The organism is Pantoea agglomerans NBRC 102470, assembly GCF_001598475.1.
Lineage (GTDB): Bacteria > Pseudomonadota > Gammaproteobacteria > Enterobacterales > Enterobacteriaceae > Pantoea > Pantoea agglomerans.
Genome location: NZ_BCZA01000001.1, coordinates 290,069 through 310,448, shown reverse-complemented (window position 1 = coordinate 310,448; position 20,380 = coordinate 290,069). Strand labels below are relative to the sequence as shown.

18 protein-coding genes and 1 pseudogene are annotated in these 20,380 nt (G+C 56.3%); 8 read left to right on the top strand and 11 right to left on the bottom strand.

What is annotated here, in order from left to right:
* The first annotated feature begins 90 nt into the window (after window positions 1-90).
* The 4 genes from PAG01S_RS01475 to PAG01S_RS01460 all read left to right on the top strand — a co-directional run bounded on the left by PAG01S_RS01475 (window position 91) and on the right by PAG01S_RS01460 (window position 3,201).
* Entirely contained in the window at window positions 91-975 is an 885-nt protein-coding gene (locus tag PAG01S_RS01475; protein ID WP_061901546.1) for a DMT family transporter, read from the top strand.
* Between the two features lie 46 nt (window positions 976-1,021).
* On the top strand, window positions 1,022-2,398 hold the full coding sequence (locus PAG01S_RS01470) for a CoA transferase (RefSeq protein ID WP_062757454.1): 1,377 nt from the start codon (window positions 1,022-1,024) through the stop codon (window positions 2,396-2,398).
* A 104-nt stretch (window positions 2,399-2,502) separates the two neighbouring features.
* Window positions 2,503-2,763: a type II toxin-antitoxin system RelE family toxin gene (locus PAG01S_RS01465; RefSeq protein ID WP_062757452.1), complete on the top strand. Its 261-nt coding sequence runs from the start codon at window positions 2,503-2,505 to the stop codon at window positions 2,761-2,763.
* Window positions 2,764-2,835: 72 nt separating this feature from the next.
* The gene (locus PAG01S_RS01460; RefSeq protein ID WP_010246157.1) at window positions 2,836-3,201 is read left to right on the top strand and encodes a helix-turn-helix domain-containing protein; all 366 of its coding nucleotides are present in this window, start codon (window positions 2,836-2,838) and stop codon (window positions 3,199-3,201) included.
* Window positions 3,202-3,324: 123 nt separating this feature from the next.
* Here the strand turns inward: PAG01S_RS01460 and PAG01S_RS01455 are convergent, their stop codons facing one another.
* From PAG01S_RS01455 to ghrA, 5 genes and pseudogenes are all read right to left on the bottom strand, one after another.
* On the bottom strand, window positions 3,325-3,891 hold the full coding sequence (locus PAG01S_RS01455) for a TorD/DmsD family molecular chaperone (RefSeq protein ID WP_010246159.1): 567 nt from the start codon (window positions 3,889-3,891) through the stop codon (window positions 3,325-3,327).
* Window positions 3,892-3,918: 27 nt separating this feature from the next.
* A pseudogene (locus PAG01S_RS01450) lies at window positions 3,919-4,113 on the bottom strand (phosphatase); the annotation flags it as partial.
* A gap of 837 nt (window positions 4,114-4,950) precedes the next feature.
* On the bottom strand, window positions 4,951-5,268 hold the full coding sequence (locus tag PAG01S_RS22540) for a hypothetical protein (protein ID WP_255265337.1): 318 nt from the start codon (window positions 5,266-5,268) through the stop codon (window positions 4,951-4,953).
* Between the two features lie 610 nt (window positions 5,269-5,878).
* Window positions 5,879-6,616 (bottom strand): phosphatase, encoded by a 738-nt coding sequence (locus PAG01S_RS01435; RefSeq protein ID WP_033771485.1) that lies wholly within the window; start codon window positions 6,614-6,616, stop codon window positions 5,879-5,881.
* Window positions 6,617-6,655: 39 nt separating this feature from the next.
* Window positions 6,656-7,597 carry a glyoxylate/hydroxypyruvate reductase GhrA gene (ghrA, locus tag PAG01S_RS01430; RefSeq protein ID WP_062757449.1) on the bottom strand — a complete coding sequence of 314 codons (942 nt, stop codon included), beginning with the start codon at window positions 7,595-7,597 and terminating at the stop codon, window positions 6,656-6,658.
* A gap of 210 nt (window positions 7,598-7,807) precedes the next feature.
* On the opposite strand from ghrA, the gene treA reads away from it, so the two are divergent.
* Together treA and PAG01S_RS01420 are read left to right on the top strand one after the other, a co-directional pair.
* A complete protein-coding gene (gene treA, locus PAG01S_RS01425) occupies window positions 7,808-9,493 on the top strand; it encodes an alpha,alpha-trehalase TreA (protein ID WP_062757448.1) in 1,686 nt (561 codons plus the stop codon).
* Window positions 9,494-9,684: 191 nt separating this feature from the next.
* A complete protein-coding gene (locus PAG01S_RS01420; RefSeq protein WP_062757446.1) occupies window positions 9,685-11,784 on the top strand; it encodes a TonB-dependent siderophore receptor in 2,100 nt (699 codons plus the stop codon).
* 67 nt (window positions 11,785-11,851) lie between these two features.
* On the opposite strand, the gene PAG01S_RS01415 is transcribed toward PAG01S_RS01420, so the two are convergent.
* Window positions 11,852-12,100 (bottom strand): GlsB/YeaQ/YmgE family stress response membrane protein, encoded by a 249-nt coding sequence (locus tag PAG01S_RS01415; RefSeq protein ID WP_010246168.1) that lies wholly within the window; start codon window positions 12,098-12,100, stop codon window positions 11,852-11,854.
* 210 nt (window positions 12,101-12,310) lie between these two features.
* On the opposite strand from PAG01S_RS01415, the gene PAG01S_RS01410 reads away from it, so the two are divergent.
* Complete coding sequence (locus PAG01S_RS01410) at window positions 12,311-13,045, top strand: flagellar brake protein (RefSeq protein WP_031592913.1); 735 nt, start codon at window positions 12,311-12,313, stop codon at window positions 13,043-13,045.
* 96 nt (window positions 13,046-13,141) lie between these two features.
* Window positions 13,142-14,272: a mechanosensitive ion channel family protein gene (locus PAG01S_RS01405; RefSeq protein ID WP_010246173.1), complete on the top strand. Its 1,131-nt coding sequence runs from the start codon at window positions 13,142-13,144 to the stop codon at window positions 14,270-14,272.
* Between the two features lie 113 nt (window positions 14,273-14,385).
* On the opposite strand, the gene PAG01S_RS01400 is transcribed toward PAG01S_RS01405, so the two are convergent.
* The 5 genes from PAG01S_RS01400 to PAG01S_RS01380 form a co-directional block, all read right to left on the bottom strand.
* The gene (locus PAG01S_RS01400) at window positions 14,386-15,804 is read right to left on the bottom strand and encodes an L-fucose/L-arabinose isomerase family protein (RefSeq protein ID WP_050680012.1); all 1,419 of its coding nucleotides are present in this window, start codon (window positions 15,802-15,804) and stop codon (window positions 14,386-14,388) included.
* 20 nt (window positions 15,805-15,824) lie between these two features.
* Window positions 15,825-17,312 carry an FGGY family carbohydrate kinase gene (locus tag PAG01S_RS01395; RefSeq protein ID WP_062757445.1) on the bottom strand — a complete coding sequence of 496 codons (1,488 nt, stop codon included), beginning with the start codon at window positions 17,310-17,312 and terminating at the stop codon, window positions 15,825-15,827.
* Window positions 17,313-17,314: 2 nt separating this feature from the next.
* Window positions 17,315-18,259, bottom strand: a complete 945-nt coding sequence (locus PAG01S_RS01390) for a transketolase family protein (RefSeq protein WP_010246183.1) — start codon at window positions 18,257-18,259, stop codon at window positions 17,315-17,317.
* A complete protein-coding gene (locus PAG01S_RS01385; RefSeq protein ID WP_010246187.1) occupies window positions 18,252-19,082 on the bottom strand; it encodes a transketolase in 831 nt (276 codons plus the stop codon). Before PAG01S_RS01385 ends, PAG01S_RS01390 begins: the two co-directional genes overlap by 8 nt.
* Window positions 19,083-19,271: 189 nt before the next feature.
* Window positions 19,272-20,378 (bottom strand): ABC transporter permease, encoded by a 1,107-nt coding sequence (locus PAG01S_RS01380; RefSeq protein ID WP_010246189.1) that lies wholly within the window; start codon window positions 20,376-20,378, stop codon window positions 19,272-19,274.
* Window positions 20,379-20,380: the final 2 nt, after the last annotated feature.

Genomic DNA, 20,380 nt, shown 5'->3' with positions numbered 1-20,380 from the left:
CGCAGAAAATTTCTCCCTGCGATTGGCTGCAATGCCGCAGTTCGTGCCATCATTAGCGGGCTAAGCAAAAAACATCGAAAGGATATTATCGTGGCTGTGCGGCATTTTTTTCTGATTCTGATGGTGGTTTCAATCTGGGCCTTCAACAACGTTGCGGTGAAATGGGGCCTGCTGGAGCTTCCGCCACTTTTCCTGACGTTTATGCGCTTTGTGGTCGTCGCCATCGTACTGGTACCGTTTTGCCGGATTAACCGTCAGCAGCTACCCTGGCTGTTGCTGCTGGCTTTCACGTTCGGTTTTATGCACTTTTCGCTGCTGTTTGTCGGCCTGCGCTATACCGATGCCGGCACCGGCGCAATTGTGGTTCAGTTGGGTACACCCATTGCCATGCTGCTGGCGATGGTGGTGCTGAAAGAGAAGCTGAAGCTGGTGCAGCTGATGGGCATTATGATCTCGCTGAGCGGCGTTGTCGTGCTCTCCGGCAGCCCGACGATTCCGTCGTGGTGGGTGCTTTGTCTGTTGTTGTGCAGCGCCACCGGCTGGGCTGTCAGCAACCTGATTGTGAAAAAGTCACCGCCGATTAAACCGCTGACCATGACCGGCTGGATTGCGTTTCTGGCCATTCCTGTCGTCGGCGCATCCAGCTTGTTGATGGAATCACATCAGCTCTACGCCCTGCAAAATGCGGGCTGGCACGGCTGGTTTGCCATTCTTTACAGCGCTATCGCCTCGTCGATTGTCGCCTATACGCTGTGGTATATGCTGCTGAAGAAATATAACGTTAACCTGATCATGCCCTACTCGCTGCTGACGCCGGTATTATCCGTGCTGATGGGCATTGTGGTGCTGGGCGACAGCCTCAACAGCTTCAAGATTATCGGTGCGTCGCTGGTGATCCTTGGCACTGCTATTGCCGTAATCAACCTGCGTAACCTGCGGATGCATGCCCGCTTCCCGCGCCTGCGGCGGCGTTAATCCCGCATGCTATGCTTGAGAAATCACCTCTCTCAGGAAGCACAACATGGACTCACCGCTTGCCGCCTCTCTCTGGCAGCAGATGCAGCAGGGATTGCGAGGTCGCGACGCCGCCTGGCTTCTCCCCGCCTTCGTTGATCGCGCCACCTTCTCTTCTGCCTTTGCCGTCAGTGAACTGGCGGCCACCAGCATCGGTCTGGCAACGCAGGCTGCTGCTGCGCTTATCGCCACATCCCGCCCTGAACTCTCTCCGCCCGTCACCGTTAACGTCCGGCTGGCGTCACGCTGGTTTCAGCAGAGCTTTCATCCGCTGAATCGCGCGGCACCCGCGATGTGGGATGCGTTTGCCGGTGACTATCGCAGCCGGGATGGCTGGATCCGTCTGCACACCAACGCCGTGCATCACCGGCTGGCGATGGAGCGGGTGCTGGGCGCGCACGCCGATCGCGCAGCACTGGCGCAGCAGGTGCAACAGTGGCAGGCCAGCGAACTGGAGCAGGCCGTTATTGATGCGGGTGGCTGTGCCGCAGAGATGCGCAGTGCCGCCGCCTGGCAGCAGCATCTGCAGGGCCAGGCCGTGCAGCGCGAACCGCTATTTAGCTGGCAGACCACACAACAGGCAGCGGCGCCGGCGTGGCCGCTGGCCGAAGCCCGTCCTTTAATGGGCATTAAAGTACTGGATCTGACGCGGATTATTGCCGGGCCGGTCGCTACACGTTTTCTTGCCAGCCTGGGAGCCAGCGTGCTGCGCATCGATCCGCCCGGCTGGCAGGAGCCGACGCTGGATGAAGAGATGAGCTGCGGCAAGCGACGAGCGGTGCTGGATCTGACTCAGCCCGCCGATCGCGAGCAGTTTATCCACCTGCTGCGTGAAGCAGACGTGCTGGTGCATGGCTATCGGGCAGACGCGCTGGAACGGCTCGGGTTTGACGCGGAGACCCTTCAGTCACTCTCACCCGGTCTGGTTGATGCCGGCCTCAATGCCTGGGGCTGGCAGGGTCCGTGGCGCAATCGCCGGGGTTTTGACAGTCTGGTGCAGATGGGGTGCGGCATTGCTGAAAGAGGCATGCAGTGGCAGCAGAGCGACAAACCGGTTCCGCTGCCGGTGCAGGCGCTGGATCATGCCAGCGGCTATCTGCTGGCGGCGGCGGTGCTGGAGGGATTACGGCGACGCATTATTGAGGGCCACGGCAGCCAGGTCCGGCTGTCGCTGGCGCGCACCGCGTGGCTGTTGCAGCAGCATCCCACCGATCAGCACACAGGCTCCGGCATTACGCCGCAGGTTAAGGATAACCTGCCCTGTTACGAATTAACGCCGTGGGGGTTTGGAGTGAGGCTGCGAGCGGCCGCCTGGCTGCCCGGCACCCCACAGCTCTGTGCGACGCCTGGCTGTGCGCCGGGTACGCACCCGGCGACGTGGTGAAGCAAAACATTAGATAATTAGAAAAATAATGTTGATGGCATTAGATTGCTATCTTATTATTTACACATGACTCAGGGACGAAGTTCATTGAAACGGGGTGCAGAATGGTCAGGGTAGACTGGTCCAGGCGGGCATTGAAGCACCTTATGAAGATCGACAAACGTTATCAGAAAATCATTTACCAGAAGGTGGGTGAGTTATTCTGTTTCCCGGTCGTCACACTGGACATTAAAAAATTGCAGGGCAGCGATAATCACTACCGGCTGCGGGTTGGCAACTACCGGGTCCTTTTTACGTTAACCGGGGGCGAACCGGTGATTCTGGAAATTACAGAGGTAGCAAGAAGAACATCCGTCACTTACTAAAGCTTTTTGGATACCGGCATAGCCTTACGCACTCACGACCTCTGCTGCGACACACAATTACCCGGATAAACTATGTCAAAACAGTACATCTATGATGAAGCAGGCAAACCCCAGTTTGTGGTCTTGCCGGTGGCGGAATATGAAAGGCTGCTCTCGGCCAGCGATGGCGAATGGGAGACTATTCCTGTGGAGGCTGACGAGCACGACGATGAGACGATCCCGCACGACGTTGCAGGGATTATGATTGAGCAGGAAGTGAGTCTTCAGGCGGCCTGGCGCATCTGGCGGGGGCTTAGCCAGCATGATGTGGCTCAGCAGTTGGGGACCACGCAAAGTGCGATCTCTCAACTGGAGCGTATTGAAAGTAAGCCGCAGAAAAAGACGCGTGAACGTCTCGCAAAACTGTATGGCTGCCGACCCGGGCAGTTAATCCTGTAAGCCGATTGAGAGGGTTCAGGTGCCCGAAAAAAAGCACGCCGTATCCAGAGAATCCCCCCCAGAACCCATTGAGAAAGATGATTCAGCACTGTGCGCCGGGTACGCACCCGGCGACGTGGTGAATCAGGCGTCAGGCGTCTCTTCGCTGCTATCCAGCAGTTCGTTGTACATCGCCTGGATCGCTTCGCGGCTCAGCATGGCAAGAGTACGATAAAAAGCGGTGGTCGCGTGCGCTTCCACTTTCCCCAGGAAAGCACCGCACCACGGCAGCAGATACTCTTCAAACAGCGCCATCTGCGCCGCGCTCTCATCTTCCGCTGACTGATCTTCCAGCCATGACGCAGCCAGCATCAGCACACCAAAATGATCAGCAGGCGCATCGCTCAGCGGCATTCCGCGTGAGGTCAGGAACGCACGCACTTCTGGCTCCGTTTTGCCTTCCGGCCACTGTGAGGCGTACGGCGGCACGTTGCAATCGCTGCCAACAAACAGCGCGTTGTAATCGGCGGCCAGCGCCTGGGGATCGCTGTTCTGTTGCAGACGGGTCAGCAGCTCATCCTGCTCCAGCGGCCACTGCGACTGCAGTTTGCCTTCACGCAGCAGCGTAAACAGCGGCACCAGCAGCGGGTCCTGCGGCTGACGATTAAACAGTGAGCCAATCACGCGGCACAGAATGGAAAACTCATTCATGAGTCAGATTTCCTTGAGGCAAGTAAATTAAAAGTCAGCCAGTTCAGCAATATGTTTGCCGCTGCGCAGCTCCAGAAAGTCGAGCAGGCGACGCGGCGTGACATTTAACACCCGATCCTCAGGAAAATCCACCTCGCGGGCGATGCGCAGGCAATGTTCAAAATTTCCGAGCGTAAACGCCGTATGGGAATCGGAGCCAAATGCCAGCCGTCCACCGGCATCGGCGGTCTTAACAACGGCGATGACCGGGACTCTGAGTAATCCACCCTTACACCTGGCTATCTCAGCCAGAAAGTGAGTTCATACTTCAGAAAAAATCTTAAAGCAACTGGTTAATTTTGCATAGAAAACTTCAGAATACATCATCCAGCAACTTCTGATTCTGATGAACTATTAGCCAGGCGGAATGAAGATATGCAATAACAGGCTAATCAAACTCGTAAATTTTCATAAAAAAATAGAATAAAATAAAAAGCACTTTTCATACGGGGGCTTACCTCCACTAGTAATAGCGAAAATATTTTCCACAAAAATAAATAATTAAAAGGATCCATAGAAAAGCGAACAGCAGACCATATGTAGGAAAAACGCTTACAAAAAAAATGGCCCCGACCAGACCGGCCGCTGGTGGTATAAGTCCAAAGAAGGATTGACTTACCCAGGCATATAGCCAGCGAAGGATCGCCTTCATTTTATTAAAATCTTGTTTAGTAGATTTAAAATCTGCTCTTCGCTAGTGGAACCTGAATTTTTCAAATAGATTATTTTAGACATTTCCGGCTCAATCAAATAATAGAACATTTCTAAATTAGCATTATATAAGTCGAAGTAATACTCCGCATCATCGAAGCGTAATTTTCTTGCTGCTTTTGTGGCAATCTCAAACTTACCATAAAATTTAAAAGCGGTTACGGCATACGAACTTGTAGCATTAATTACATTAATATGTGACTGTTTGAAATCCCGGGATTGTGTAATAACGAGCGCGATTAACTGTGCTATAGCAAGTTTAGAGAATTTACCAGAAGCATAATCAGACGCTTTTTCAGCTAACAGTCTCTATATGTTCTGGATGCCTGTATCACCAATACGGCTCAGTTTTTTTCTGAAGTATATTTCTACCATCTCTAAAACCACGTCCTGCCGGGTAAACAGCATTCTGAGTTGCTTCAGGTATCGCAAATCTTCCTGCTTAAGTTGATTACAAACATCCTTGTAGTCATCAAAAAAGCATGAACCATAGCCGCTTGCACGTTGAGCGCCAGACACAATCCCCCTTCCTGTATCAAGCATTGTTTGATGTAACTCAGCAAGTGCCTTCTCAAAGTTAAGCGCAATGGTTCGCTCTGCCTGAAGTTTAATCTTAAGATAAGACATGCTCATACTCATCCCTTTGTGTAGAATTCCTTATGCAACGATTGTATACTGAAGTGAAAGGTATGCAAAGAGAATGGCTTATGAAAAGGATCAAGTGGCTGGCTTTATACACCGTATTTACTCTATTTTATCTTATAGTGATCCCGGAAATCATCTTCAGAACCCTTTCGGAAGATGCTTACATGAAGCTCGGTGAAATCGTAAATCCATTTCAAATTTTCCCTTCAACAGCGAATGCATTATTCATAGCAATAATAATTTCAGCTTTGCTATTAGCATGGTTAACTATTAAATTAGTAAAGCGCGTTATCAGGCGTGGTAATTCTACGCTTTGATCTAACGCGATCAATAAAGAGCAGAGTAGAACTTAAAGTTTACGCCATTACCCGCCCGGACGAACCGCCCCGTTGACATTGCTAACCCGAACGATTGAGACCATTTTTCAGTTATTAAGTGCTCTCTCAGCTTTAAGCTTCAGGTCTTGCCACACGCCCTTTCCGGGCTGATAAGAGAACACGTTACGGTAAAATACTCGCCTCAGTCATTATATCCCCGCAGATAAAAGCGGGAATTTTCATCATGGTGAGCGTGTTGCTTACCTGGCATGGCGCTAAAAGTCAGCCAGTTCAGCAATATGTTTGCCGCTGCGCAGCTCCAGAAAGTCGAGCAGGCGACGCGGCGTGACATTTAACACCCGATCCTCAGGAAAATCCACCTCGCGGGCGATGCGCAGGCAGTGATCGAAGTGACCCAGCGTAAACGCCGTATGGGAATCGGAGCCAAATGCCAGCCGTCCACCGGCATCGCGCACGGCGGCGGCGATAGCCCGACAGTTCGGTTCACTGCCCGGACGCGAATGGGTAAAGGAGGAGTTGTTCAGCTCCAGCGCCACATCGTAGTGCGCGGCTGCCTCGGCGATAGCCGGGATATCGACCGGGAATTTCGGGTTGCCTGGATGACTGATGATATGGACCAGCCCGCCCGCCATCGCAGCGATCATCGCATCCGTGTGATGTTTCCGGTCGCGCGGCGCATAAACCGGCTCGTGAAAACCGGCGACGATCAAATCCAGCGCATCGAGCATCGGGCCGGAACAGTCGATCTCGCCCTGCTGATTTTTAATATTGGCTTCGATACCGCGCAGAATACCCACGCCATCGATCACGCGCGGCCAGACGCGCATATTAATGAAGTGCCAGTAGTGCGGCGCGTCGGCCATGTCGGGGCCGTGATCGGTAATGGCAAACAGTTTCATGCCGGTTTGCTTCGCCTGAGTCACGTAGTCGTGCAGCGTGCTGTAAGCATGGGTGCTGGCGATGGTGTGCATATGCAGATCTACCGGATACATCCTCTTCTCCTGCTGATTGCCCCTGACGGGGCCGGTTCATTAATAGCCGCGCTGACGATCCACCCTGCCCTGCGGCGGCTCGCCTGCCTGGTCCTGGGTGATGGCGCGGGCGATGTAGTCGATAGCTTCGTCGATCAAGGTTACCGCCGCATTATGAGGCGTGATCGTGACGCGCGGATGTGACCAGAGCGAATGCGCTTCGGGCAGCGGTTCAACCTGAAAGACATCCAGCGCCGCCGCTTTCAGCTGCCCGCTATTGAGCGCGGCCAGCAGATCTTCTTCCACCACCTGCGCGCCACGCGCGATGTTGAGGAAGAAAGCGCCGTGCGGCAGCTGCTGTAAAAAGTGGTGGTCGATAAGATTAATGGTCTCGTGCGTGCTCGGCAGCAGGTTGATCACCACCCGCGTCTCCTGCAGAAAGGCAGGCAATGCATCGCGACCGGCAAAGCTGGTCACGCCATCAATTTCTTTGGGTGAGCGGCTCCAGACGCGTAACGGGAATCCCCAGGGTTTAAGGCTTTCCGCCACACTCTGCCCCAGCACGCCCGCCCCCAGGATGCCGATAGTAAAGTTTTCACGCGTGTAAGCGGGGAGCGGCTGCCAGCACTGTTGCTGCTGCTGGAGACGGTAGTCGTCAAAACGACGGAACCAGCTCAGTACGCTATGAACCGCATACTCCTGCATCTGCCGCGCCATGCCGGTATCTTCCAGCCGGTACAGTGGCACGCTGTCGGGCAGCATCTCAGGGTTCTGCTGCAGCTGTTTCAGAATCTCGTCCACGCCTGCCCCCAGCGCAAAGACGCCGCGCAGGGTGGCGCGTCCCTGTAGCATTTCTGTGGGGGGCGAACGGACCAGCGCGTAATCAGCCGGACCATTATCGCCTGGCTGCCAGGCACGCACCCGCACCTGGGGCAGACGCTGTTGTAAACCGTTAATCCAGGCCGCTGCAGACTGCGACGGGTGATACCAGATGATCTCCATCCTGCTCTCCTTTTTTTCTTTCAGCGTCAGGGAAAAGCGAGGTGAGAGCAAGAAAAAACCAGCGTAATAAAGCGGTTTTTTCCATAAAAATAATTCCCGTGGCTTCACATTTCCGGCTCGCTTCAGGGTGAAGTGGTCAGATAAGGTCTAAAGTTGGTCCTGTGGTCAATGCGTTACGCGCGGCCGCGTTTCGGACAAGGAGAAAAACCGATGACAAAAATTGAGGTAAACGCCGCTCCACGGCGTCAGCGTTATGCGCCCTTTCTGCTCACGTTGCTGCTGAGCGTACCCGCCTTCACTGCCCAGGCCGACGACAACAGTCGCATGCTGAATAATCAGCCGCAGCCGCCTGACGTTCGTTTAGGACCGCTGTTTAATGCCGTGCAACAGGCGAAGTTCTATCCCGATCAAAAGACCTTTGCGGATGCGGTGCCGAAATTCGATCCCGCCTCAATTCTTGCCGACTGGCAGATGCAGAAGAAACAACGCAATTTCGATCTTAAGCGTTTTGTGGATGCCAACTTTACCCTGCCCGCGGCCGGTGACAAATATGTGCCGCCAGCCGGACAAAACCTGCGTGACCACATTGATGGCCTGTGGCCGGTGCTGACGCGCACCACCAGCAGCGCCGGTCAGTATGACTCGCTGCTGCCGTTGCCCAAACCCTATGTGGTGCCAGGCGGGCGCTTCCGTGAAGTCTATTACTGGGACAGCTACTTCACCATGCTGGGGCTGGCCGAGAGCGGGCACTGGGATAAAGTGCAGGATATGGTGGACAACTTCGCCTCGCTGCTCGACCGTTATGGCCACATTCCCAACGGCAACCGCAGCTACTACCTGAGCCGTTCACAGCCACCGTTCTTCAGCCTGATGGTCGATCTGCTGGCGACGCACGATAACGGCAAAGCCTATACCCGTTATCTGCCGCAGCTGCAGAAAGAGTATGACTACTGGATGGCAGACAGCGATAAAGTCGCGGCGGGCGCTGCCAGCAAGCGCGTGATTAAGCTGGCGGACGGCAGCCTGCTCAACCGCTACTGGGATGCGCGCGACGTGCCACGTACAGAATCCTGGATGGATGACGTTGCCACCGCCCAGAAAGCGCCGCAGAGGAATAAAGCCGAACTCTACCGTGAGCTGCGTTCCGGTGCGGCGTCGGGCTGGGATTTCAGTTCGCGCTGGTTTACCGATGCGCATAACCTGTCGACAATTCGTACCACGCAGCTGGCCCCGGTTGACCTCAACAGCCTGCTGTTCCATCTGGAGCAGACCCTGTCGAAAGGCTATCAGATGAACAAGCAGAGCGATCTGGCGAAGCAGTTTGCCGATCGCGCGGAGAAGCGCCATGCGGCGATCAACCGCTATCTGTGGGACAGCAAACAGAACTGGTACGCCGATTATGACTGGCAGAAAAAGCAGGTCCATCCTCAGCTGACTGCTGCCGCGCTGTTCCCGCTCTATCTGCAGGTCGCCAGCGATAAGCAGGCTGAAAGCACCGCCAGCGCAGTGGAAAAACAGCTGCTGAAACCTGGTGGTCTGGTGACCACCACCGTGAACAACGGTCAGCAGTGGGATGCACCCAATGGCTGGGCACCGCTGCAGTGGGTTGCTGTGGAAGGTCTGGAGCATTACAACCAGCCAAAACTGGCGAAAGAGGTGGGATTACGCTTCCTGCAAAACGTTCAGAACACCTATGACCGTGAGCATAAGCTGGTGGAGAAATATGTCGTTGATGGCAAAAATCTCGGCGGCGGCGGTGGCGGTGAATATCCGCTGCAGGATGGCTTCGGCTGGACCAACGGCGTCACGCTGAAACTGCTGGATAAGTACTGCCCGAAAGATAAAACCTGTAACAGCGCCCACGATATTCCGCAGGCGTCTGCCTCACAACCTTAATCCACTCTGGATACCTCTGGCCTTGCCGGGGGTATCCCCACTTCATTTCCGCGAATTTTACTTGACCTTCTTTCATCAACAGGCAAAATTGCAGCCAATTTACAAAAGGTAATAATTCTCATTATGATAATGAGATTGCCTATCAAAGCTTTTATTCACCTGCCTGAACCTTTGCCAAGAAAGGAATTTTGATGAAACTGTCATTGTCGCTGAAAGGTTATGTTCCCCTATGCACCCTGGCGCTGACCGCGCCTGCTCTGAGTTATGCTGCCGATATGGTGGTAACCGCGCAACCGCAGGAAGATTCGACCTCGCCGACCCAGGGCTATCTGGCGACGACCAGCCAGGGCGCAACCAAAAGCGATCGTCCGCTCATCACCACGCCGCAATCGATTTCCGTGGTCACCCGTCAGCAGATGCAGGATCAGGGCGCGCTGACCCTGAATCAGGCGCTGGGCTATAGTTCCGGCGTCTTCACCAACTTTGGGGGTGCCGCGACGCGTTACGACACTATTTCGCTACGCGGCTTCCATGGCGGCGATACCGATAATACCTTCCTCGACGGCATGCGACTGATGAGCGACGGTGGCAGTTACAATGTATTGCAGGTCGATAACGCCTTCCTTGAGCGCATCGACGTGATCAAAGGCCCCTCTTCTGCGCTCTATGGTCAGACGGTGCCGGGCGGACTGGTGAACATGGTCACCAAGCGTCCTCAGTTCAGCGAAGAGGGTCACATCCAGTTGCAGGCGGGCAGCAACGCCACCACCGGCACGATGTTTGACTATACCAATGCCATCAACGATCAGTGGGCGTTTCGCCTGACCGGCGTGACCCGCAACAGCGATACCCAGTACGATCACACCCGCGAAGAGAAATATGCACTGATGCCGCAGCTGATGTGGCAGCCGGACGAAGATACACATCTAATCCTGAAAGCCTATCTGCAGAAGGATCCGTCGGGCGGTTATCACGGTTCGGTACCGGGTGACGGCAGCCTCACCGAACACAACGGCTACAAGCTGAGCAACGGCTTTTATGAGGGCAACAGCGATCTCGATCAGTTCAAGCGTCGCGAGCAGATCTACAGCTTCGATTTCGCCCATCGCTTCAACGACGTCTGGTCATTTTACTCGACCGGCAGCTACAGCCACTCGAATGTCGATCTCGATCAGGTCTATCAGGTTGGCTGGGATGAAAATAATCCCGACCTGCTGAACCGTTCTTACTCCGGTGAGCGCTCGTCGCTCTCTGCCTGGTCCACCGATAACCGCTTACAGGCGGAGTTCGACACCGGTGAACTGGAGCACCGCGTCACCCTGGGTGCCGAGTATCATCGTTACAAAAATGAGATCAACGCGGCGGGCGGTTCAGCCAGTCAGCTCAATGCCCTGACCGGCGAGCAGGTAGGCGACATGCCGGATTACACCTGGGCAGATAAAACCCGTCGCTACTATCAGACCGGCCTCTATCTGCAGGATGAGATGAAGCTGGATCGCTGGCATCTGGATCTCTCCGGTCGTTATGACCGCATCGTCGCCAATAACAGCGGCAATGAGCGTCGTCAGGATGATCACATCAGCGGCCGCGCTGCGCTGCTCTATGCCTTCGACAACGGCATCTCGCCTTATGTGAGCTGGAGCCAGGCAATTACCCCGACCGCGCTCACCGATTCCAACAATAACCTGCTGAAGCCCACCACCGCGGAGCAGTATGAAGCCGGGGTGAAATATCAGCCGGTCGGCACCCGCGATCTCTATAGCGTTGCGGTCTATGACCTGACGCAGAAAGATGTGGCGAACCGGGAAGCACCGACGCCGTTCTTTACCCCTTCGGGCAAAGTGCATTCACAGGGCATTGAGCTGGAAGCGCGTAATCAGTTAACCCCGCGTCTGAGCACCGTGGCGAGCTATACGCTGAATCATCTGCGCTTTAAAGAGTCGGTGGATGGCAACGACGGACATACGCCATATGTCACACCCAACAGCATGGCTGCACTCTGGGGTCACTATCAGTTTGATTACGGTCTGAGTGCGGGTGCGGGCGTGCGTTACATCGGCAAACAGTGGGCGGACAATGAAAACACCACCCGTGTGCCGTCGGTGACGCTGTTTGATGCGTCAGTGCGGGCCGATCTCGGCGCCTGGAACAGCAGCCTGAAAGGTGCCTGGGTGCAGGTCAACGCCAATAATCTGACCGACCGCACCTATGTAGCGGGCTGTTACGGTACGGGCTTCTGCTACTGGGGCGCAGAACGCAGCGTGATGGCGACAGTCGGTTACGACTTCTGATAGCAAAATAAGAGATAAAAAAAGGGGACGAATCGCTTCGTCCCCTTTTTCGTTTAAACCTTTACGGTCAACTGCGTACTTTGCGGTAGATGAACAGCACCACGATGGCACCGATAACAGCGACCACGAAACTTCCGAAGTTAAACCCATCGACGCGGCCGAAGCCAAACAGCGTACTGATCCAGCCACCCACTACTGCACCGATAATACCCAGAACGATAGTCAGAATGAAACCGCCACCGTCTTTACCCGGCATAATCCACTTCGCCAGAATACCCGCGATTAAGCCAAAGACGACCCAGGAAATAATACCCATCTGTTGCTCCTTCCTTTTTTGATTAAATCGTGAACGCCTGATTAATCAAGCGGTTTACCGCGATAAGTATAACCAGCTTTTCAAAAAATGCCTGCCTGCTCACAGTTATTATTGATGAATAGCATGCTAAAGCTTTTTTTAGCCGCGCCGATAACCGAGACGAGGCAAAAAAACCGCATCAATAAAGTAACCCCCCTTGTGGAGCAGGACGTGAAAGAAGCCGACCAGGAACAATATCTAAAACGTGGCACGCTGGCGGTTCTTGGCGTTATGAAAGATCTGCTGCGATTGCAGACGCCATTACTGGTGCGCTTTCCGCGTGGGCAGTTTATCAGCCGGATGCTGGCTGCCGATGAAGATCGCCTGCTGTTTGACCTCGGCAGTAATAATCTGGATAACGATTATGCCCTGACCAGCGACGATCTCAGTATCACTGCGGAAACCTACGGCGCTAAGGTGGAATTCAGCCTCGCCGCGCTGGAAATCGTGGAGTTTGAAGGGTTACCCGCTTTCAGCGCGCCGCTGCCAGACCTGCTGTGGCAGATCCAGCGACGTGAGTTTTTCCGGGTCTGCGCTCCGCTGGAGCCGCAGTTCTGGTGTCATACCGTGTGGCCCGATGGCAGGAAAACGCGCCTGCGTCTGCAGGATCTGTCGCTGGGCGGTATCGGCGTGCTGGTCGATGAAGCGCTGCCGGACGGGTTGCAGGACGGTGACAGTTTCAACCCGTTCCGGGTCGAGCTGGGCGAGTATGGCCATTTTGACGTGCCGGTAAAGCTGCTGAGCATTGGCGAGCGCAGCGTGGTGACCGGCAAAAATGAAACCCGCATCACACCGCGACTGAGCTTTCGTTTTGCCACGCTGAACCCGGCGCAGGAGCGGCAGCTTCAGCAGATTATTTTTGCCCTTGAGCGCCTGGCTCGCGATAAATCGACCCGATTCCAGTAACCACTTTACGGATGCGCCGCACAGGTGGGCCGCATCCAGGCTATGCTTCTTGCTTGTTTTCTTTTAAACCGGAACCCAGCAAGGAGACCCTCCCCAATGGAAAACTGGCTCTCTTCACGTCGTTTTCACTCCCTCTTTTTTAATCAGGAACTCTGGCTAAACAGCGCCATCGTAGTGGTGTCCACGCTGGTGATTTACTGGATATTACGTACTCTTATTCGCTTTATCTCCAACCGGATTGCCTTTTACAGCGAACATCGGCATGTTCGCGCCACTGCGATTCTGGTGGAGATATTGCGCAGTACCAGCCAGACCCTGCTGCTGATCTTTTCGCTGCTGATTGCCCTGAAGTTTGTCGATCTGCCCGCGTCGTGGAGTGTAACCATCGCGCACGGCTGGTTCCTGGCGCTGATTGTACAGCTCGCTCTGTGGCTCGACTGTGGCATCCGGCTATGGCTGAAAAGCCTGCTGCGTGACCCGCTGCACGTGCGCAACCCGGTCACTACGGTGATCCTCGGGATTCTGCTGCGGGTAGTGGTCTGGATTATGATGTTCCTGGCCATTCTGTCGAACATGGGCATCAACATTACCGCACTGGTCGCCAGTCTCGGGGTCGGGGGCATCGCGATTGCGCTGGCGATTCAGACGGTACTGAGCGATGTGTTTGCTTCACTGGCGATAGGCTTTGATAAGCCGTTTGAGCATGGCGATTTTATTGTCTTTGGTGACATTGCCGGTTCCATCGAGCATATCGGCCTGAAAACCACCCGACTGCGCAGCCTGAGTGGCGAGCAGATTGTCTGCTCAAATACCATTCTGTTGCAGCAGACGATCCACAACTATAAGCGTATGCAGCAGCGCCGCATCGTCTTTAAGTTTGGTATCAGCTATGCCACGCCGTCAGAGCAGGTCCGGGAGATCAGCCCGCTGGTGAAAGAGATTATCCAGGGCGTTGAGACCACCCGTTTTGACCGTGCCCACTTCCTGGCCTTTGAGGATTCAAAACTGACCTTCGAAGTGGTCTATTTTGTGCTGGATGCGGATTACAACAAGTACATGGATATTCAGCAGGAGATTAACCTGCAACTGATGGCAGCACTGGAAGAGCGAAATATCCGCTTCGCCTTCCCGATTCGTCAGGTGGAGTTCAGTGGCGGCAATCTGCCACCGGTGGATCTGGTTGCGGTGCAGAATGACGATGACGAGGTGCGCAGAATGGCGCGCTAAATCAGTGCCCGCCTTTCTTTTTCAGGCGTGGCGGGCATAACAAGCCGGTGCGGGCGGAATCGTGACCGCACCGGCTGCTTCATCCCTTGCATTCAGCCGTTCCGCCTTACCGCTTACTGATGCCGGTAGCAGCTCACGCCGAGATACTCACTGAACGCTTCCTGCAGCACACCAGCCGTGGCAGAGTGGTTCATTGCCACATGATGCTCAAAGCCGTTACGGCAGATCCACGCCAGTAGTGTCTCCAGCTGCGGCACCTGGATCACCGCACGGCAACCTACCGTGTCCAGCGGATCGGTGACCGACATTCCCTCTCCCACATAGGCTTTGATTTCGCCGCTGAAGTCGTCGGTAGAGAGGCGGAAATAGGTCAGATCGCCCTGCTTCATGCGGCCATGCACTGCGCCACAGGTGTTCTCTTTGCCCACGGTGGTGCCGATGATATCCGCCGTGCCCATGGTCGCTGACTCCAGGCTGGCGCTGGCGAAATTACCGCAGTGAAACAGCACACATTTGTCCCGCTCGTCGCCAAAGTTGTTGTTCCAGTCTGCCAGCGAGGCGGGGTTCAGCGAGCAACTGGCGAGCGCATACATCGACAGCGCCCCCATCACATCCACTTCGCAGGCGCTGGGCATCAGCTGGCCCGACATCACGCTCATGATTGAGCAGACGTTAATGCCCAGGTTCTCCTGCAACGACGTCCAGCACTGAATGGCGGTGGTATCGATATCGTTGTCGCTGATCCACTCGCTGATCACCACAAACAGTTTGGCCATGGTCACCAGTTTGTCACCCGGAATCCCCCGCGCATCGGCGTTGGCCTCCAGGATTTCACGCTTCTCTGCCACGCGGATATCGTCATCGCGCAGCCGGTTGGTGCGGGTAAAGATCTCCGATAAATCCAGGGTCTCCACCGCGATGCCCATCTTCTCCAGCAGCTTTTCGCTGTAGCGCACGGTGTTGAATCCGGCGGGCCGGGCACCAATTGCCCCGACGCGTACCCGGCGCATGGCATTCACCACCCGACAGAGCTGGCTGAACCGCTGCAGATCCTGCATAAACACGTCGCCGCTCAGGGCGCAGACGTGCTGGCGGGTCAGCGTAAACGGGATGCCATATTGCCGCAGGTTGTTGCAGAGCGAAATTTTGCCGCAGAAGCTGTCGCGGCGGGTCGCCAGTCCCATTTTATCCAGATTGTCCTCTTCGGCCTGCACCAGCACCGGCACGTTCAGCCCGGCGAGACGCAGCGCTTCCGCGATGGCTTTTTCATCACCAAAGTTAGGCAGCAGCACCACAATGCCGTGAATCGCTTCGCGATGCTGACGAAACAGCGCGGCACAGGTTTTCGCCTCCTGACGCGTCTCGACGCCGCCCAGGTTGGTCTGGTTCTCATCCAGCATCACCGTATTAATGTTCATCTTTTCAAACAGCGCGACCGCCTGCTGGCGCGCCTCGCCCACCAGATAGCTGGGAAAAAAACCCCGGTTGCCAATAATGACGCCGAAGGTTAACTGCTGAGGAAGTGTTGACATGGCTCTGCTCCGGATAAGGATTAATGTGGCTGATAACGACAGCGTGCAACGGCGTCAATCCAGCCTTTATAGTTTTCCTGCATACGCTGCGCGTGCTCTTCACGCGGCATGATGACGCTGCCGCCCTGCAGCGCCTGCATATCACTGCCCTGCTGCCACCATCCCAGCACTTTGCCTGCCAGCAGTGCCGCGCCCAGCGCGGAGACCTCGGCGGTAGGCACCCGCTGCAACGGCCGCTGTAACACATCCGCCTGTAACTGCATCAGCCAGCTATTTTCGGTGGCGCTGCCATCCACACAGAGCGCCGGAAGCTGCTGGCCGCTGGCCTGCTCCATGGCAAAAAAGACGTCGGCGATTTGCCAGACGATCGACTCCAGCGCCACCCGCGCCAGCACGGCGGGTGTGGCGGCATCCGTCAGTCCGCACACCATGCCGCGCGCCTGCAGATCCCACCAGGGCGCGCCCAGGCCAGAGAGCGCCGGGACAAAATAGATGCCCTGATTGTCGTCGCAGCGCTGCGCCATCGCGGTGAGCTCGCGCGGCTCCTGCACGCCGAGCATTCTGCCCAGCCAGGCGGCACCGGAACCGGTGTGGGTAATGTTGCCTTCAAAGGCATAACGCAGCGTGCCGTCATGCCAGGCTACGGTGGTGCTGAGGCCATTTTCCGTCAGCAGCGGCGTCGCCATGGACATCATCAGGGAAGATCCGGTGCCGTAGGTGGCTTTCACCACTTCAGACTCGCCGCGCCGCTGCGCCTGTAAGGCGGCATGAGAGTCGCCGATGCGCGCCAGAATCGGCGTGCCTGGCGCTAAGCCGGGAATATCATTCACCGCGACCACGCCCTGTTCACTGGCTGAAGCGGTGATGCGCGGCAGCGCGGCGCGCGGCAGTTGAAACAGCGTCAGCAGCTCGTCGTCCCAGTCATTAAGATGCAGGCTGTAGAGTTGAGTACGGGAGGCGTTAGCATGATCGGTAATAAATACCTCGCCCGCGCTGAGCTGCCAGCTGAGCCAGCTGTCGACCGTGCCGATACAGAGCTCACCCGCCGCCGCCCGCGCCGCGCCGTCAGGAATGGCGGCCAGCATCCCGGTCAGCTTGGCGGCCGGAAACATCGGGTCAACGGCCAGGCCGGTCAAACCGGTGATGCGAGGTGCTTTGCCCGCCTGACGCAGGTCGCGACAGAGTAACTCGGATCGTCGATCCTGCCAGCTCACCAGCGGCGTCAGCGGCTTGCCGTCACGCCGCTGCCAGATCAGCACCGACTCGCGCTGATTACTGATCGCCACAGCCGCGACAGACGCGCCACCACAGGCTGCCAGGCAATGGGTAATGGCCTCTTTTACCGCCAGCCAGATCGCCACAGGGTCCTGCTCAGCCAGTCCCGGCTGCGGATGTTGCAGGGTTAAGCTCTGGCTGCCGCGTGCCACCACACGGCCATCACGATCAACCGCAATCGCCTTGGCATTGGTGGTGCCTTCGTCGATCGCCAGAATCAGGGGTCCCACCATGTTTATGCTCCTGCGCAGATGCGCGCTGCACTGTTCACCACGCTACTGGCATCAATGCCATGATGGGCGCGGGTAGAGGCGCGATCGCCGGCAATCGCATATTCCCCATCTGCAATGCCGAGCCGCAACAGCGGGATGCCGCAGCCGCCTTCCGCCAGCACTTCGGCCACCAGGCTGCCGACACCGCCATTAACGTTATGCTCCTCTACGGTAATCACCGCTGGGTAGTGATTTAACAGGTTGCGCAGCTGTTGGGTATCACAAGGTCGAATCGATGGAACCGCGATCACACCGGCTGAAATGCCCTGCTCAGCCAGTTGCTCAGCAGCGTGAACCACCTCGTGAACCGTTGAGCCCATCGCCACCAGTGCGATGTCGCTGCCTTCACGCAGCAGGTCGATCGCGCCCGGCCTGAACTGGTAGCTTTCCGCGTGCAGCTGCGGCAGATCTTTGCCATCCAGACGGATATAGACCGGCCCGACATGCTCAAGGGCGTAATCGATGATCTGACGGCACTCCAGCGGACAGGAAGGCGCATAGATCTCGATGTTGCCGAAACCGCGCATCACCGCAATGTCATCAATGCTGTGATGGGTACTGGCTAACGGGCCATAGCTGGTCCCGGCATTCAGCCCGAACAGTTTGACGTTGGTGTTGTTGTAGCAGACGTCGACTTTTACCTGCTCATTGGCGCGTGACACCAGAAATGGCGCGGCGTTACAGGTCACTGCGACCTTGCCGCCCAGCGCCAGACCGGCCGCCGTGCCCACCAGCGTCTGCTCAGCGATGCCGACGTTAATCAGCCGGTCGGGAAAGGCCTTGATAAAGGGGGCGATTTTGGCCGTCGACGTGGAGTCGGCTACTACCGGCACCAGATCCACACCGCGATTCACTGCGTCGATAAAGGCCGTGACCATGACGCTTGCTAAATGTTGTGCATTACTCATCTTTCAGTTCCTCCAGTGCCAGTGCGATCTCTTCGCCTTTCGGCACCCGGTGATGCCATTCCGCCTTGCTCTGGATAAAGGAGACGCCAAATCCCTTCTCGGTATGCGCCACAATCACCTGCGGTTTGCCGTTCTTCGGCAGGTTTTCAATGGTGTCGACCACCGCCGCCATATCATTGCCGTTGCATTCGGTGACCTCCAGCCCGAAGGCGCGCCATTTTTCCGGCAGCGGATCGGTGTTCATGATGTCGCGGGTCGCGCCCGCCAGTTGCAGCTTGTTTTTGTCATTGATGATGATCAGGTTGTCGAGGCCGTAATGCGCCGCCACCAGCGCCGCCTCCCAGTTGCTGCCTTCAGCTAGCTCACCATCGCCGGTCACCACAAAGATGCGGCGCGGGCTGTTATCTTTTTTCGCCGCGATAGCGATGCCCACCGCCACCGGCAGGCCGTGACCCAGCGCGCCGGTGTTCAGCTCAACGCCCGGCGTTTTCTGCCGTACCGGATGGCCGGGCAGATGCGAGTCGGCATGCTGATAGGTTGCCAGCCAGTCGGTCGGGAAGTAGCCCGCTTCCGCCAGCACGCAGTAATAGCCCCCCACCGCATGCCCTTTGGACTGGATATAGATGTCACGCTGATCGTCGTCTGTACGATCCGGGGCGCAGTTCAGAATGCGGAAGTAGAGCGCGGTGAGGATCTCTACCTGTGACAGGTCAGCGCCGGTATGACCGCCTGCCGGGCTGCCCGCGTTAAGCTGGATGATGCGGCGGCGGATTGCCCGCGCCCGGCGCTCAAGGTCATCGACCGGAAGATTGAAAGGATTCATACACTACCTCTGAATTTTAAATCGGTTATGAATATATATTCACGTCGGTTAAAAAATTTTGTGCCTGAAAAAAGGAGCTAATAAACTGAACCGCCCTTTGTTCGCTATTCTGCCCGTTAAACCGGGCAGGCCGTCCGCTGCCAGGAATCACTCAGCGGCACCCGCTGTCCGGTTCAACGCACTTTCCCGTCAGGGTTTTGCCGGTGTCCCCTCCTCGATTAACGCTTTCTGAGCCACCACGGCCGCCTTCTGCTGCATCCGGCTCTGGGTCTGGTCGATGATCACCGCGATGATAATCACGATGCCTTTGATCACCATCTGCCAGAATTCACTGACACCCATCATGATCAGGCCATCCGCCAGAAAGCCGATGACGAACGCACCAATCAGCGTGCCGAGGATGGTGCCGCGTCCGCCCGCCAGCGACGTGCCACCCAGCACCACGGCGGCAATGGCATTCATCTCAAACGCGGTGCCGTTAGCCGGATGGCTGGCGACCAGTTGCGATGAGACCACGATGCCAGCAATCGCCGCGCAGAATCCTGACAGGGTGTAGACCAGAATTTTTACCTGCCGGGTTTTCACACCCGACAGTTCAGCGGCACGTTCATTGTCCCCGATGGCATAGACCTGACGGCCAAACGGCAGGCGACGGGCGATGTAGGCGATCACCAGCGCCAGCACCACCATCATCCAGATGGCGTAGGGCAGCCCGAGAAAGGTTCCGGCACCAATCCGATCGAAACCGGTATTGCCCAGCAGCGGATTCCCCTGCAGACCGGGAAAGGTCTCGCCGCCGGAGGTGAGCATCGCCGCGCCGCGCAGGATATACATGGTGCCGAGGGTGCAGATAAAGGGGGCCACGTTGTAGCGGGTAATGATCCAGCCGTTGCCCGCGCCAATCAGCGCGCCGATCAGCAGTACTACCGGCACAATCACCCAGACGCTGGGAAAAATAGCGATGCCAAACATCGGCAGCACAATGCCTTTGGTAATCAGCCAGCCGGCGATCATGCCGCACAGTCCCAGCGTCGCCCCAATCGACAGGTCAATTCCCGCCGTGATAATGACAAAGGTGATGCCCAGCGCCAGAAAGGCGTTGATGGCGATATGTTTCACCATGATCACCAGGCTGCCGGTGGCGAGAAAGTCCGGCACGGTGATGGCGAAGAAGCCGACGATCAGAATCAGCGCAATAAAAGTGCGCAGCTTCAGAAGCAGCAGCAGAATGCTTTCACGTGAACTGAACGCCTTAGCCGGAAGTGTGGTCAGCGCGACGCTGTCATTGCTTTTCATGC

Bases quoted from the DNA above. Each gene is read 5' to 3' on its own strand.
- PAG01S_RS01470 (WP_062757454.1), top strand. From the start codon at position 1,022: ATGGACTCACCGCTTGCCGCCTCTCTCTGGCAGCAGATGCAGCAGGGA.
- PAG01S_RS01465 (WP_062757452.1), top strand. From the start codon at position 2,503: ATGGTCAGGGTAGACTGGTCCAGGCGGGCATTGAAGCACCTTATGAAG.
- PAG01S_RS01460 (WP_010246157.1), top strand. From the start codon at position 2,836: ATGTCAAAACAGTACATCTATGATGAAGCAGGCAAACCCCAGTTTGTG.
- PAG01S_RS01455 (WP_010246159.1), bottom strand. From the start codon at position 3,891: ATGAATGAGTTTTCCATTCTGTGCCGCGTGATTGGCTCACTGTTTAAT.
- PAG01S_RS22540 (WP_255265337.1), bottom strand. From the start codon at position 5,268: ATGTCTTATCTTAAGATTAAACTTCAGGCAGAGCGAACCATTGCGCTT.
- PAG01S_RS01435 (WP_033771485.1), bottom strand. From the start codon at position 6,616: ATGTATCCGGTAGATCTGCATATGCACACCATCGCCAGCACCCATGCT.
- ghrA (WP_062757449.1), bottom strand. From the start codon at position 7,597: ATGGAGATCATCTGGTATCACCCGTCGCAGTCTGCAGCGGCCTGGATT.
- treA (WP_062757448.1), top strand. From the start codon at position 7,808: ATGACAAAAATTGAGGTAAACGCCGCTCCACGGCGTCAGCGTTATGCG.
- PAG01S_RS01420 (WP_062757446.1), top strand. From the start codon at position 9,685: ATGAAACTGTCATTGTCGCTGAAAGGTTATGTTCCCCTATGCACCCTG.
- PAG01S_RS01415 (WP_010246168.1), bottom strand. From the start codon at position 12,100: ATGGGTATTATTTCCTGGGTCGTCTTTGGCTTAATCGCGGGTATTCTG.
- PAG01S_RS01405 (WP_010246173.1), top strand. From the start codon at position 13,142: ATGGAAAACTGGCTCTCTTCACGTCGTTTTCACTCCCTCTTTTTTAAT.
- PAG01S_RS01400 (WP_050680012.1), bottom strand. From the start codon at position 15,804: ATGTCAACACTTCCTCAGCAGTTAACCTTCGGCGTCATTATTGGCAAC.
- PAG01S_RS01395 (WP_062757445.1), bottom strand. From the start codon at position 17,312: ATGGTGGGACCCCTGATTCTGGCGATCGACGAAGGCACCACCAATGCC.
- PAG01S_RS01390 (WP_010246183.1), bottom strand. From the start codon at position 18,259: ATGAGTAATGCACAACATTTAGCAAGCGTCATGGTCACGGCCTTTATC.
- PAG01S_RS01385 (WP_010246187.1), bottom strand. From the start codon at position 19,082: ATGAATCCTTTCAATCTTCCGGTCGATGACCTTGAGCGCCGGGCGCGG.
- PAG01S_RS01380 (WP_010246189.1), bottom strand. From the start codon at position 20,378: ATGAAAAGCAATGACAGCGTCGCGCTGACCACACTTCCGGCTAAGGCG.